This window comes from Bradyrhizobium sp. Ce-3, from assembly GCF_022835695.1.
Lineage (GTDB): Bacteria > Pseudomonadota > Alphaproteobacteria > Rhizobiales > Xanthobacteraceae > Bradyrhizobium.
Window position 1 is genome coordinate 220604 of record NZ_BQUV01000007.1, and the last position, 12687, is coordinate 233290.

The 12687-nt window shown below is 66.0% G+C and carries 9 protein-coding genes; 5 read left to right on the plus strand and 4 right to left on the minus strand.

Annotation, left to right across the window (positions count from 1 at the left end; genetic code table 11):
* Positions 1 to 12 precede the first annotated feature (12 nt).
* Positions 13 to 1167: a DNA topoisomerase IB gene (locus tag BRSPCE3_RS24490; RefSeq protein ID WP_244068852.1), complete on the minus strand. Its 1155-nt coding sequence runs from the start codon at positions 1165 to 1167 to the stop codon at positions 13 to 15.
* Between the two features lie 857 nt (positions 1168 to 2024).
* Between BRSPCE3_RS24490 and acs the strand changes: the two genes are divergently transcribed.
* Positions 2025 to 3965: an acetate--CoA ligase gene (acs, locus tag BRSPCE3_RS24495; protein WP_244068853.1), complete on the plus strand. Its 1941-nt coding sequence runs from the start codon at positions 2025 to 2027 to the stop codon at positions 3963 to 3965.
* Positions 3966 to 4340: 375 nt separating this feature from the next.
* A complete protein-coding gene (locus BRSPCE3_RS24500; protein WP_244068854.1) occupies positions 4341 to 4856 on the plus strand; it encodes a L,D-transpeptidase in 516 nt (171 codons plus the stop codon).
* 53 nt (positions 4857 to 4909) lie between these two features.
* On the opposite strand, the gene BRSPCE3_RS24505 is transcribed toward BRSPCE3_RS24500, so the two are convergent.
* Complete coding sequence (locus BRSPCE3_RS24505) at positions 4910 to 5518, minus strand: thermonuclease family protein (RefSeq protein WP_244068855.1); 609 nt, start codon at positions 5516 to 5518, stop codon at positions 4910 to 4912.
* A gap of 40 nt (positions 5519 to 5558) precedes the next feature.
* Positions 5559 to 5786 carry a DUF1674 domain-containing protein gene (locus tag BRSPCE3_RS24510; protein ID WP_244068856.1) on the minus strand — a complete coding sequence of 76 codons (228 nt, stop codon included), beginning with the start codon at positions 5784 to 5786 and terminating at the stop codon, positions 5559 to 5561.
* A gap of 202 nt (positions 5787 to 5988) precedes the next feature.
* Between BRSPCE3_RS24510 and BRSPCE3_RS24515 the strand changes: the two genes are divergently transcribed.
* From BRSPCE3_RS24515 to purH, 3 genes are all read left to right on the plus strand, one after another.
* Positions 5989 to 7335, plus strand: coding sequence for an RsmB/NOP family class I SAM-dependent RNA methyltransferase (locus BRSPCE3_RS24515; RefSeq protein WP_244068857.1), 1347 nt, complete (start codon positions 5989 to 5991; stop codon positions 7333 to 7335).
* A gap of 149 nt (positions 7336 to 7484) precedes the next feature.
* Complete coding sequence (locus BRSPCE3_RS24520; protein ID WP_244068858.1) at positions 7485 to 9236, plus strand: heparinase II/III family protein; 1752 nt, start codon at positions 7485 to 7487, stop codon at positions 9234 to 9236.
* Between the two features lie 228 nt (positions 9237 to 9464).
* On the plus strand, positions 9465 to 11057 hold the full coding sequence (gene purH / locus BRSPCE3_RS24525; RefSeq protein ID WP_244068859.1) for a bifunctional phosphoribosylaminoimidazolecarboxamide formyltransferase/IMP cyclohydrolase: 1593 nt from the start codon (positions 9465 to 9467) through the stop codon (positions 11055 to 11057).
* A gap of 139 nt (positions 11058 to 11196) precedes the next feature.
* Here purH and BRSPCE3_RS24530 read toward each other — a convergent pair whose 3' ends face one another.
* Positions 11197 to 12576, minus strand: a complete 1380-nt coding sequence (locus tag BRSPCE3_RS24530) for an MFS transporter (protein ID WP_244068860.1) — start codon at positions 12574 to 12576, stop codon at positions 11197 to 11199.
* Between the last annotated feature and the right edge of the window lie 111 nt (positions 12577 to 12687).

Here is a 12687-nt window from a genome sequence, read left to right on the forward strand (position 1 = left end):
TGTGCGGCGAGCTTACGCCCCCGCCGCCATCACCACCTGCGCCAGCAACTGCTCGCGCTTGGACTGGGTGCGGTAGCCGCCCATCGTCGCGGCGAAGCGTTCGAGGATGCCGTCCTCGAAGGCGGTGACGATGGTGTCGTGGACGTAGCTCTTGCGGCAGATCGCCGGCGTGTTGGAGAGCTGGTCGGCGGCGGCGCGGATCGCATCCAGCACCTGGCGCTTGCGGCCGCGCTGGCTGGCGGCCGGCGTGATCCGCGACAGCGATTCCACGACGACGGCCGAGGCCATCAGGGTGCGGAAATCCTTCAGCGAGATCTTGATGCCGGCGAGCTCGCGCAGGAACGCGTTCACCGCCGTGGTCGAGGCGGCGCGCACGACGCCGGAGCGGTCGTGATACTGGAACATGCGCTTGCCCGGGACATCGCGCAGGATGCCGATCGCGCGCACCAGCTTGGCGGCGTCGCATTCCTTGCGCACCGCCTTGCCGCCCTTGGCCTTGAAGGTCAGCACCAGCGAATCGTCTTCCAGCGTGACGTTGGATTTCAAAAGCGTGGTGGCGCCGCGGGTGCCGTTGAGGCGGGCATAGGATTCGTTGCCGGGCCGGATCGCGGTGCGCGCGATCAGCTCGATCACCGCCGACAGCGCGAACTCGCGGGTCGGCTCGTCGCCGGACAGGAACGCGGAAACCTTGCGCCGGATCTTCGGCAACGCGGCGACCAGCTTGGCCAGCCGATGCGCCTTGCGCTGCTCGCGGACCTTCTCCCAGTCGGCGTGATAACGGTATTGCAAGCGGCCCGCGGCATCGCGGCCGACCGCCTGCAGATGCGAGCTCGGATCGCTGGAGTAGCGCACCTGGCGATAGGCCGGCGGAACCGCCATCGCATGCAGCCGGCGGATCGTCCGTGCATCGCGGACGCGTGAACCGTTGGCGCGAACGAATGAATAGGTCTTGCCGCGCTTGATGCGGCGGATGGTCAGCTCGTTCTGGTCGCCGAGCCGCAGGCCGAGATCGCGCGCCAGATCCTCGACGGAGGTCTTGATGGCGGCGGGGGCGCCGAGCTTGATCTTGGGCTGCGGCTTGGGCCATTGGCCCAGCGCCTTCGCCAGGGCGACAGCGGGATCGGCGGACATGGGCCGCACAGCCGCGATGTTCTGCTGATCCATCATACTTCCAAGACGCCTTGTTCCGCTGTTCTCCCGGGTAATGCCGTTGCTTCGGGCTTCGTTCCGGTGGGCCGTCCGGCCTCGATTTCGCGATTTAGGGCGTCAGGGCCGACATTGCGAGTCGCGAATCAGTCATTGACGGTTCCTAATTACCTTTCATGGGTGCCATTCGCCCGCTAACCTTGATTTTGGCCCCTCCGGGATCGGTCAAAATAGCGGGAGCGCAGCGCCGGAACCGGATTTTGAGGCCGATCCGGGCCGGGTCGGCTTCCCGGATTACGTCAGGCACCGTGTCCTTCCGTGCACAGTTCCGCAACGGCGCATGGCCTGAGGCCGGCAGCGACCGACTGGCCGAAGCCATGGCCGACGCGCGGCGTCACGATGCAGATCTGCTCGACAAATCTGCTCAGCCTGGCCATCAGACCAGGCGGTCGGCGACGGAGCAATTGTCGACGCTGACAACGCGATGGACTCCGACCATTCACTCAACCCTGCCTGAGACCATCCATCGGAAGCCGCCTCATCGTGCTCGACATGGCTGCGGTCGCAAGCGGGACGCGCGCGGAGAGCAATACCACTACGACCAAGAGACCAGTGACCCGGCGCACGCGATGGCGCATAGGTTTCGCTCGTCAACGAGGCGCGGTAAACCGCCGATCAGATGACGAAGCCGGCGGACTATCCGGCGGCTTCGGCGCGACGAAAGTGCAGTTTCTTTTTCCCTGCCTTTTTCCTTGCCGGGCCGGAATGCGGCAACGCATAATCGCGGCAATGATCAAGACGGCTTTGAATTAAAAAGGCTTGGAATTAAAAGGCTTGCCGTCGCGTGGTTTGCGATCGGCAGTGAGTGGAGGAAAGCGATGTCCGAGAAGGTTTATGACGTATCGGCCGACTGGGCCAAGCGCGCTTATGTCAACGACGCCAAATATCGCGAGATGTACGCGCACTCGGTCAAGGACCCGAACGGCTTCTGGGGCGAGCACGGCAAGCGGATCGACTGGATCAAGCCCTTCACCAAGGTCGAGAACGTCTCCTATGCGCCAGGCAACATCTCGATCAAATGGTTCGAGGATGGCGAGCTGAACGTCGCCTGGAATTGCATCGACCGTCATCTGGAGACGCGCGGCGACCAGACCGCGATCATCTGGGAGGGCGACGATCCCTCGGAATCCAAGCACATCACCTACCGCCAGCTGCACGACGAAGTCTGCAAGATGGCCAACATCCTGCGCACGCGGAACGTCGGCAAGGGCGATCGCGTCACGATCTATCTGCCGATGATTCCGGAAGCCGCCTACGCCATGCTGGCCTGCGCGCGGATCGGCGCCATCCACTCGGTGGTGTTCGGCGGCTTCTCGCCGGACAGCCTCGCCCAGCGCATCAAGGACTGCGACTCGAAGGTGGTGATCACCGCCGACGAGGGCCTGCGCGGCGGCAAGAAGGTGCCGCTGAAGGCCAATGTCGATGCCGCGATCGAAAAAGTCGGCGGTGTCGACTGGGTCGTCGTGGTCAAGCGCACCGGCGGCAAGATCGAGATGAACCCGACGCGCGACCTCTGGTATCACGAGGCCGCCGAGATGGTGACGACGGAATGCCCGGCCGAGCACATGAACGCGGAAGACCCGCTGTTCATCCTCTACACCTCGGGCTCGACCGGCACGCCGAAGGGCGTGCTGCACACCTCGGGCGGCTACCTCGTGTTCGCGTCGATGACGCATCAATACGTGTTCGACTACCACGACGGCGACATCTACTGGTGCACCGCCGACGTCGGCTGGGTCACCGGCCACAGCTACATCCTCTACGGGCCGCTCAGTAACGGCGCGACCACGCTGATGTTCGAAGGCGTGCCGAACTATCCGGATAACTCCCGTTTCTGGAATGTCGTCGACAAGCACAAGGTCAACATCTTCTACACCGCGCCGACCGCGATCCGCGCGCTGATGCAGGGTGGCGACGAGCCGGTGAAGAAGACCTCGCGCAAATCGCTGCGGCTGCTCGGCTCGGTCGGCGAGCCGATCAATCCGGAGGCCTGGGAGTGGTACTACCGCGTGGTCGGCGACAGCCGCTGCCCGATCGTCGACACCTGGTGGCAGACCGAGACCGGCGGCATCCTGATCACGCCGCTGCCCGGCGCGACCAAGCTGAAGCCGGGATCGGCGACGCGGCCGTTCTTCGGCGTGGTGCCTGAAATCGTCGATGCCGACGGCAAGACGCTGGACGGCGAGACCTCGGGCAATCTCTGCCTGACGAGCTCATGGCCGGGCCAGATGCGTACGGTCTATGGCGATCACGCGCGGTTCGAGCAGACCTATTTCTCGACCTACAAGAACAAGTACTTCACCGGCGACGGCTGCCGGCGCGATGCCGACGGCTATTACTGGATCACCGGCCGCGTCGACGACGTCATCAACGTCTCCGGCCACCGCATGGGCACCGCCGAGGTCGAGAGCTCGCTGGTCGCGCACGAGGCGGTGTCGGAAGCCGCCGTGGTCGGCTACCCGCACGACATCAAGGGCCAGGGCATCTACGCTTACGTGACCCTGATGAAGGGCACCGAGCCGTCTGAGGCGCTGCGCAAGGAGCTGGTCGCCTGGGTCCGCAAGGACATCGGCCCGATCGCCTCGCCGGACCTGATCCAGTTCGCGCCCGGCCTGCCGAAGACCCGCTCCGGCAAGATCATGCGCCGCATCCTGCGCAAGATCGCCGAGGACGAGCCGTCCAGCCTCGGCGACACCTCGACCTTGGCCGATCCGGCCGTGGTCGACGACCTCGTGCAGAACCGGCAGAACAAGAAGTAATCCGGCAACGGCAATCTCGAGACACGTCGCAAGGGCCGCGCGCGATCCCCGCCGCGGCCCTTCGCTTTTTCTTCATGCGATCGGGCGTCGACGGCCCTTGAAACGCTATGGGGCTGGCATTTCACGGGATTGTCAGAGGCGCGGCGCCATTGCGGCGCGTTTGTGGCCAAGTGTTGTTTTCAGGTCATTTACTTTAATCCGAACTTTTCCTTTTCTGCCGGCCATCAGGACGTGTCTCGCGGCCGGTGTGAAACCACCCGGTTAAGACACGCGGTTAATATTGCGTGCGCGAGACCGGCGGGCCCGGTTTTTTCAGGGCTCTGCACCTTCGTTTTTTGGCTTCCTCATGGGAGCTGTTGGGAAGTGGAGAGGTTGATGTCGATGAAGTTTGCGGTGGCGTTCGCTGCCACCCTCGGTGCCGTTGTTGTGATGTCGCAGACGGCCGAAGCGCGGCCGGAAATGGTCGGAATTCACGCCGACAATTACGAGCCGGGCACCATCGTGGTGAAGACCAACGAACGGCGGCTCTATCTCATTCTCGATTCCGGCCACGCGATGCGTTACCCGGTCGGCGTCGGCAAGTCCGGCAAGCAGTGGGCCGGCACCACGCGGATCGACGGCAAGTACCGCAACCCGGCCTGGTCGCCGCCCGCCGAGGTCAAGCGCGACAAGCCGAGCATCCCGAACGTGATCGCCGGCGGCTCGCCGCATAATCCGATGGGCGTCGCCGCGATGACGCTGGCCGGCGGCGAATACGCGATCCACGGCACCAACGTGCCGGGCTCGGTCGGCGGCTTCGTCTCCTACGGCTGCATCCGCATGCTGAACACCGACATCACCGATCTCTATTCGCGCGTCTCGGTCGGCACGACGGTCGTCGTCACCCGCTGATCGCGCAGAGCACGTCGCCGAAAGAAAGGCCGCGCCACCGCGCGGCTTTTTGTTTAGCGCGCAAAATATCCGCACCAGCCGAAACGGTGGCCGCCATTGTAGGCGCGCGCATGACCGGCCGCGAGCAGCGCGGCCGAGACGTTGTCGGTCTTCTTGGTCGCGACGTCGGCGACGACGCGTCCCTGATATTTGTCGGGACCGATATTGTAGATCGCGACATCGCCCTGGCCGAGCAGATCGCGCAGCGCCACCGTCGCGGCCTGCGCCATCTGCAGCTCGCGCGCGCACGACGCTTTCAGCTCGGGCGCATCGATGCCGCGCAGCCGCACCCGCGTAGTGAAATCGGGACCCGGCGCGAGATGCACCCGCGCCTCGAACGTGTCGCCATCGATCGTCCTGATCACATCAACGCCGTGCCTGATGTCGGGTGCGCCGGCGCGCTGCCAGACCATGTCGCTGTCGCGCGCGCGGTTCAGCGACCAGTGCGACGGCAGGGGCATCCATTGAGGCACATATTGGCGGATCGGCAATGTGCTGCCGACGGCGATGCCGAGCACGAACACCCAGGGCAGCGCCGCCGAGACACGGCGGCCCCAAGGTGAGCGGCGGAAGGGCGGACGTCCCGTCCCACGATAAGGATTTATTCTCTCGTATGGGGACATATTCCCAGACTGGCTTGAGTCGGGCCGACAGGCAAGACTCTCAAAAGTCCGAGGCGATGCCCTTGGTCTCCCAATCGCCGTAGCGCGTCGGTTCCGGCCCCTTCGGGCCCTGGAATTCCTTCGGCCGCGCGGCCGCATCCTTCGCGGCCTGCTCTTCGGCCGCCTTGCGCCGCGCCGCGGCCTCGGCGAGCGCGCGCTGCGCGGCCGGCGTCAGCGGCTTGCGCGGTGCGGGTTCCGGTGGCGATGGCGTTGGCGATTTCTCAGACATAGCGGGCCTTCTTGGCGAACGTTTCTCGGCAAAACTTTCTGCCTGCGAATTTCGTATCTCCGTGCTGGCTCAGTGACGACATCACGATCACGAAATCCCGCAAGGCGATTCTTACATTTGGCATATTCGCATGCCAGAGGTGTTTTCGAGTTGATGGCATGAGCCGAATGTAACTCCAGCACCTTTGAGATATCTCCGCTCCATGCCTCCTTCAAGATTTGCAGTTCCTGCCGAAGTCCCCGGTCTCGCGGCGCGCCGTATCGCGGCCGACATCCTCGACGGCGTGCTGCACAAGCACCGCACGCTCGACGATCAGCTCGACGGTGCCGGCGCGCATCCCGGCCTGAAATCGCTGGCCGATCGCGACCGCGCGCTGATGCGCCGGCTGGTGTCGACGATCCTGCGCAAGCTCGGCACGCTCGGCCAACTGCTGTCGCGCCTGCTCGACCGCGGCGTCCCGACCGATGCGCCGCGCGCGCAGAGCGCGCTGCTGATCGGCGCCGCGCAGATCCTCTGGATGGACGTGCCCGATCACGCCGCGGTGGATCTGTCGGTGCGGCTCGTGCAATCCGATCGCCGCGCGGCGAAATATGCCGGGCTCGTCAACGCGGTGCTGCGGCGCTGCGCGCGCGAGGGCCAGGGCCTGATCGACGAGATCAGCGCGCAGACGCTGGACCTGCCGCCATGGATGCTGGCGCGCTGGAACGCGCATTACGGCGAAGCCACCACGCGCGAGATGGCGCTGGCGCTCGGCCACGAGCCGTCGCTCGACCTCACGGTGAAGTCGGACGCGCCGCAATGGGCGAGCCGCCTGCACGGCGAGACGCTGCCGACCGGAACCGTGCGCACGTTGCTGCAGGGTTCCGTCACCATGCTGCCCGGCTTTGCCGAAGGCCAATGGTGGGTGCAGGACGCCGCCGCAGCACTTCCGGTGCGGCTGTTCGGCGACATCAAGGACAAGCAGGTCGCCGATCTCTGCGCCGCGCCGGGCGGCAAGACCGCCCAGCTCGCGCTGGCCGGCGCCCAGGTCACCGCGGTCGACCGCTCGCCGGCGCGCGTCGCGCGGCTGCGCGATAATCTCACGCGGCTGGCGTTGCCGGCCGAGACCGTCGTCGCCGACGCCGCCGAATGGCCCGCCGAGGCTGGAAGCTTCGACGGTATCCTGGTCGACGCGCCCTGCACCTCGACGGGAACCATCCGCCGCCATCCCGACGTTGCCTGGCTGCGCCAGGAAGGCGACATCGCCGCGCTGTCGACGCTGCAGAAGCGGCTGCTGCAAAAGGCCACCCATCTGCTGAAGCCCGGCGGCACGCTGGTCTATTGCACCTGTTCGCTGGAGCCGGAGGAAGGCGAGCACGCGATTGCCGCACTGCTGGCGAGCGAATCAGGCCTGCGCCGTGCGCCGGTCGAGACCAGCGAGGTCGCCGGCCTCGACGCCATCATTACCGCCGACGGCGATCTGCGCACCTTGCCGAGCCATTTGCCCAACGCCGACCCGCGGCTGGGCGGCCTGGACGGCTTTTACGCCGCCCGGCTGGTTAAATCCTGATTTTAAACTTCAGTCTTCTAAGCTCCAGATGCTTCTTGAAGTGATTCGTGCGGTATCAAGAGGGTGTCTTGAATATCAAGAAGGTGTCTTGGCCGCGTTTCCGGATTAAATAAGGATTCGTTGAAAATTCCCTCCCCGCAAGGTTAGGCGTGTCGGTCGCTCAAAGCAGACGCATCTCGACGCTGATTGCTGGCCGCTTCGCCCGCAGCATGCTCGCACGCGCCAGCGGCAGCACGGTGGCGCTGTCGCGGCTGTGGCCCGGCCGCACCGACCGGCTGATCATCGCCCCGCATGACCTGCGGACCGCCGACGCCACCCGCGCGGCCGAGATCTATGCCGGGCGATTCGTGTTCGCCGGCAAGATCGTCACCTGCCACGGCCGCTCGATCTTCGATCTCGAGCCGCCGTCGGAGGATTGGGAAGCCGCCCTGCTCGGCTTCGGCTGGCTGCGCCATCTGCGCGCCGCCGACACCGCGCTGACCCGCGCCAACGCCCGCTCGCTGGTCGACGACTGGATCTCCAACCAGGCCCGCCGGCGGCCGCTGGAGCGCCGCGCCGACGTGCGCGCGCGGCGGGTGATCTCGCTGCTGTCGCAGGCGCCATTGGTGCTCGGCGACACCGACGGAAAGTTCTACCGCAAATATCTGCGCGGGCTGGCGCGCGAGATCCGCTACTTGCGCCATGCCACGCTCGACAATGACGGCGTGCCGCGCCTGCAGGTGTTGATCGCGCTGTGCTATGCCTCGCTGTGCCTCGCCAACCAGGCGCGCAACATCAAATCGGCGACGCGCAGGTTGTCGGACGAACTCCAGCGTCAGATCCTGCCTGACGGCGGCCACATCTCGCGCAATCCCGGCGCGCTGGTCGAATTGCTCAGCGATCTCTTGCCGCTGCGGCAGACATTCGCCGCAAGGAACATCGCGCCGCCGCCGGCGCTGCTCAACGCGATCGACCGCATGATGCCGATGCTGCGCTTCTTCCGGCACGGCGACGGCAGCTTCGCGCTGTTCAACGGCATGAGCAACGCGCCGTCCGATCTGGTCGCGACGCTGCTCGCCTATGACGACACCCGCGGCGTGCCGATGGCAAGCATGCCGCATACCGGCTTCCAGCGGCTCGATGCCGGCAGCACCGCCGTGATCATCGATACCGGGGCGCCGCCGCCGGCCAGCGTCAGCCAGGATGCGCATGCCAGCTGCCTGTCGTTCGAGCTGTCTTCCGGGGTGAGCCGCATCGTCGTCAATTGCGGCATGCCGAACACCGGGCGCGACAATTGGCGGCCGTTCGCGCGCTCCACCGCGGCGCATTCGACGCTGACCTATCGCGACACCTCGTCGTGCCAGTTCGTCGAGCTGTCGGCGATGAAGCGGCTGCTGCGCGGCGCGCCGATCACCAGCGGCCCGAGCAATGTCGAGAGCTACCGCGAAGCCGTTCCCGGCGGTGACGTGCTGACCGCCTCGCATGACGGCTATCTGTCGCGCTTCGGCGTGATCCACCGCCGCGTGCTGATGGTCTCCGAGGACGGCACCCGGCTCGAGGGCGAGGACCAGCTGTCGCCGGCGCCGGGCGGCCGCATCAAGGGCAGCGAGGCCGATTTCGCGCTGCGCTTCCATCTGCACCCCTCGGTGAAGGCGAGCCGGCTGTCGGATGCCCGCGGCGTGATGCTGGTGCTGCCGAACCGCGACGTCTGGACCTTCGAGGCGATGGACGACAAGGTCGACCTCGAGGACAGCGTGTTCCTGGCCGGCAATGACGGCCCGCGCCGCACCTCCCAGATCGTGATCCGGCAGGACGCGCGGCAGGCCGGCACCATCCGCTGGAGCTTCGTGCGCTCCTCGACCTCGGCCACCGCCACCAACGCCCGCCGCAACGCCCGCCGCGAGCCGGAACTGCCGCTGTAGGACGGGTTGTCCGCAACGCGACCGCCCCTAGACCGTCACCCTGAGGAGCCGCGAAGCGGCGTCTCGAAGGGTCGACGGCCACTAGCCGGGCCGTGCATCCTTCGAGACGCGCTGCGCTCGCACCTCAGGATGACGGGGTTAGAATCCCGGGAATCAGGCGCATGTACCGGTTTCGTACCGCACAAAACCATGCTACCGGGCTGCCTTAACAGCCAGGGATTTTCCGATATGACCGAGCAGCTTCGCCGCGTGACCCGCGCTCTGTTGTCCGTTTCCGACAAGACCGGACTGATCGATTTCGCCAAGGCGTTGTCCGACCATGGCGTCGAGCTGGTCTCGACCGGCGGCACCGCCAAGGCGATTGCGGCAGCCGGGCTCAAGGTCAAGGACGTCTCCGAGCTCACCGGTTTTCCGGAGATGATGGACGGGCGGGTCAAGACCTTGCATCCGAAGGTGCATGGCGGCCTGCTCGCGATCCGCGACAACAAGGAACATGCCTCCGCGATGGCCTCGCACGGCATCGCGCCGATCGATCTCCTGGTCGTCAACCTCTATCCGTTCGAGGCCACCGTCGATAAGGGCGCCGGCTTCGAGGAGTGCATCGAGAATATCGACATCGGCGGTCCCGCGATGATCCGCGCCGCGGCCAAGAACCATGACGACGTCGCCGTGGTGGTCGAGGCGAACGATTATCAGGCCGTGCTCGACGAGCTCGCCGCGCACAAGGGTGCGACCTCGCTTGCCCTGCGCCGGCGGCTCGCCGCCAAGGCCTATGCGCGCACTGGCGCCTATGACGCCGCGATCTCGAACTGGTTCGCGGTGCAGCTCGACACCAAGGCACCGGACTTCCGTGCCTTCGGCGGCAAACTGATCCAGTCGCTGCGCTATGGCGAGAACCCGCACCAGACCGCGGCGTTCTATGCCACGCCGGAGAAGCGGCCGGGCGTTGCGACTGCACGCCAGCTGCAGGGCAAGGAACTGTCCTACAACAACATCAACGACACCGATGCGGCCTATGAATGCGTCGGCGAGTTCGACCCGCAGCGCACCGCGGCCTGCGTGATCGTCAAGCACGCCAACCCTTGCGGCGTCGCCGAAGGTCCCGATCTCGCCACCGCCTATGCCCGTGCGCTCGCCTGCGATTCCACCTCGGCCTATGGCGGCATCATCGCGGTCAACCGCACGCTCGATGCCGACGCGGCGCGCGCCATCATCGGCATCTTCACTGAAGTCATCATCGCGCCCGATGCGACCGAGGAGGCGATTGCGATCATCGCCGGCCGGCGCAATTTGCGCCTCTTGCTCGCCGGCGGCCTGCCGAACGCGCGCGCGGTCGGGCTCACTGCCAAGACCGTGGCCGGCGGCCTCCTGGTGCAGAGCCGCGACAACGCCGTGATCGAGGACATGAACCTGAAGGTCGCGACCAAGCGTGCGCCGACCGACGCCGAGCTGCGCGACCTCAAATTCGCCTTCCGGGTCGCCAAGCACGTCAAGTCGAACACCATCATCTACGCCAAGGATCTCGCCACCGTCGGCATCGGCGCCGGCCAGATGAGCCGGGTGGATTCGGCGCGCATCGCGGCGCGCAAGGCGCTGGATGCGGCGGCCGAGCTGAAGCTCGCCGAGCCCTTGACCAGAGGCTCGGTGGTCGCCTCCGACGCGTTTTTCCCGTTCGCCGACGGCATGCTGGCCTGCATCGAAGCCGGCGCCACCGCGGTGATCCAGCCCGGCGGCTCGATGCGCGACGACGAGGTGATCAAGGCCGCCGACGAACACGGCATCGCCATGGTGTTCACCGGCGTCCGGCATTTCAGGCATTGATCCGACCGTAGCCCGGATGGAGCGGAGCGAAATCCGGGACGATCTCTCCGCGGACCAAAGACCCCGGATTGCGCTTCGCTCCATCCGGGCTACGAAGCTGTAGGCATTGATCTCTCAGCATGGTCGTCCCGGCGATGGATTATTCCCCCACCTTCGCCAGCAACGCCAGCCCCACCACGAAGAACCCCACCAGCACGGCCATGCCGTACTTCTGGCTCGCGGTCGCCGCGGTGATCGCGCCGATCAGGAGCGGGCCGATGAACGACGTCACCTTGCCGGTCAGCGCGAACAGGCCGAAATACTGCGCGATGCGATCCTTCGGCGCGAGCCGGATCAGCAGCGAGCGCGAGGCCGCCTGCAACGGTGCGCCGGTGGCGCCGATCAGGCAGCCCAGCACGATGTAGGCGCGCTCGGCCGCGCCCGCGAACAGGGGGCCACCGGGCACCGGCGGCGCCACCGCAATGAACAGGATGGAATCCTTGTTCACGGTGAGGATCACCACGATCGCAAACAGCAGGATCACGAGACTGCCGGTGATCACGCGCTTCGGCCCGAACCGATCGTCGAGCTTGCCGCCGAGCCAGCCGCCAAACGTCCCGGCGACCGCGAGGATGATGCCGAAGGTGCCGATCCGGATCGTGTCCCAGCCGAACGTGCCGGCGGCATAGATGCCGCCGAACGCGAACAGCGAGACCAGCCCGTCGGTGTAGATCATGTTGGCCAGCAGGAACCGCGCCAGCGATTTCTGCTTCGGCAGGCTCGCCAATGATTCCCTGAGCTCGCGCAGGCCTTCGCCGAGCGCCTCACGCAATGGACGCTTCGCCGGATAATCCGGCGTGAACAGGAACATCGGCGTCACGAAGATGATGAACCACAACCCGGTCAACGGCCCGGTGATGCGGTCGCCCTCATGCATCGCGGGATCAAGCCCGAACATCGGCGTGAAACCGAACAGCGTCTTGCCGGTCTCGGCATTGGCGGCGAGGAAGCCGAGCACGAGAATAAGACTGAGGATGCCGCCGACATAGCCGGTGGCCCAGCCGGTGCCGGACAGCCGCCCGATCCGTTCCGGCGGCACCAGCGTCGGCATCATCGCGTTGTTGAAGACGGTCGCGAACTCGACGCCGACGCTCGCGATCGCGTAGGCCAACAGCAGCATGGGAATGATGTCGGGATTGCCGGGCTTGCCGATCCACATCGCGCTCGATCCGACCACGAGCAGCGCGCCGAAGACCGCGATCCATGGCTTGCGCCGGCCGCTGGCATCGGCGATCGCCCCCAGCACCGGCGACAGCAACGCGATCGCCAGTCCCGCCGCGGCAGTCGCAAAGCCCCACAGCGCCTGCCCGCTTGCCGCATCGGAAGCGACGAAGCTCGCGAAATAGGGCGCGAACACGAAGGTCGTGATCAGCGTGAAGTAAGGCTGCGCGGCCCAGTCGAAGAAGATCCAGCTGATGACGGCGGCGCGGCCAGGATAAACCTTGGTGGCGGCCTTCGCCTCATCGGCGCCCGTCTGCATTGTTGCCGTCATCGCGAAAGATATTCCCCAACTCGAACCACGGGCAGGCTTTTGCCGCTTCAATCCGCTCCCATATAGCATGGGCCGGTTTGGCTGATACGGCGATGGACA

Coding starts and splice junctions, on each gene's coding strand:
- BRSPCE3_RS24490 (WP_244068852.1), bottom strand. CDS start 1,167: ATGATGGATCAGCAGAACATCGCGGCTGTGCGGCCCATGTCCGCCGAT.
- BRSPCE3_RS24500 (WP_244068854.1), top strand. CDS start 4,341: ATGTCGATGAAGTTTGCGGTGGCGTTCGCTGCCACCCTCGGTGCCGTT.
- BRSPCE3_RS24515 (WP_244068857.1), top strand. CDS start 5,989: ATGCCTCCTTCAAGATTTGCAGTTCCTGCCGAAGTCCCCGGTCTCGCG.
- purH (WP_244068859.1), top strand. CDS start 9,465: ATGACCGAGCAGCTTCGCCGCGTGACCCGCGCTCTGTTGTCCGTTTCC.
- acs (WP_244068853.1), top strand. CDS start 2,025: ATGTCCGAGAAGGTTTATGACGTATCGGCCGACTGGGCCAAGCGCGCT.
- BRSPCE3_RS24530 (WP_244068860.1), bottom strand. CDS start 12,576: ATGCAGACGGGCGCCGATGAGGCGAAGGCCGCCACCAAGGTTTATCCT.
- BRSPCE3_RS24510 (WP_244068856.1), bottom strand. CDS start 5,786: ATGTCTGAGAAATCGCCAACGCCATCGCCACCGGAACCCGCACCGCGC.
- BRSPCE3_RS24505 (WP_244068855.1), bottom strand. CDS start 5,518: ATGTCCCCATACGAGAGAATAAATCCTTATCGTGGGACGGGACGTCCG.